This window comes from Phyllobacterium sp. P5_D12 (genome assembly GCF_054049495.1).
On record NZ_JBFUMG010001039.1, the window covers coordinates 1 to 855 of the forward strand.

General features: G+C 51.8%; 1 protein-coding gene and 1 pseudogene. Both read right to left on the reverse strand.

Translation table 11 applies throughout. The features are described 5' to 3' along the window. Positions 1–222 (reverse strand): annotated as a pseudogene (locus tag ACXJ5O_RS28525) (BMP family ABC transporter substrate-binding protein); the annotation flags it as partial. A gap of 235 nt (positions 223–457) precedes the next feature. After that, positions 458–781 carry a hypothetical protein gene (locus ACXJ5O_RS28530; protein WP_457302847.1) on the reverse strand — a complete coding sequence of 108 codons (324 nt, stop codon included), beginning with the start codon at positions 779–781 and terminating at the stop codon, positions 458–460. Positions 782–855 lie beyond the last annotated feature (74 nt).

Genomic DNA, 855 nt, shown 5'->3' on the forward strand with positions numbered 1-855 from the left:
GCGCAAAGCCTGTTCGCGCTGCGCCTCGTTCTGGATTTCGAACTCGCGATATTTGACACCGGAGTCGGCCGTATATTTTTCAGCGCCATTGAACGCGGCTTCGTTGAAGGATTTGTCGAATTTTCCGCCAAGATCGTAAATGACGGCCGGCTTGTCATCCGCAGCAAAGGCCGAGACGGACATTGCTGTGGCAGCCAGGAGACCAAGAACAATACGCTTCATTTGATACCAACCCTCTGGATTTTGTTGAGCAGATTCAACTTCTGTCGAACCTTAAAATCGTTGCGGATGGTCACTCCCCAGCCGCCCCGGAAGCAATCTTGCATGCCAAGACGCAAAATTCACGCGGAATTTTGCCTCTTGGTCAAAGATCCTCCAAAAATACAATCAAGTCAGTCTGTTAGACCGTTCTCGCATCTAGCAGGGACGGGAAATACGGGCTACCGGCATCGGATGCTCAACGGGCGGCGAAACGACCGGCCCTGTTCTCGCGTTTATAACCCATCGCATAGAGCAGAAATGCGAGCAGCGCGAAAATAACGAAGGTTGGCGCCTCAAGAATCCAAAGCATCAAAGGGTCCCATAATATAGGGTATATGTGGGTTTTGATGCTTGTTTCGGCGAGGGCGAGCGAGGAGGCGGAAATAGACTGCCAGCTTTCCTGCAACGATGTCATGGTCAATTGCGATGCCCCAACGGAACGTGCTGCATCGAGAACAGCGGCGATGATAGCCAGGCTCAAAGCGATATAGGCGAGAAGCCTGAACATAAATCGGATCACAATGGTCTCCAAAATTACGGCAACACGGCCRGGTCTTTCACTGATGGAATAACATGGTAGCGCCGGATCAAGGC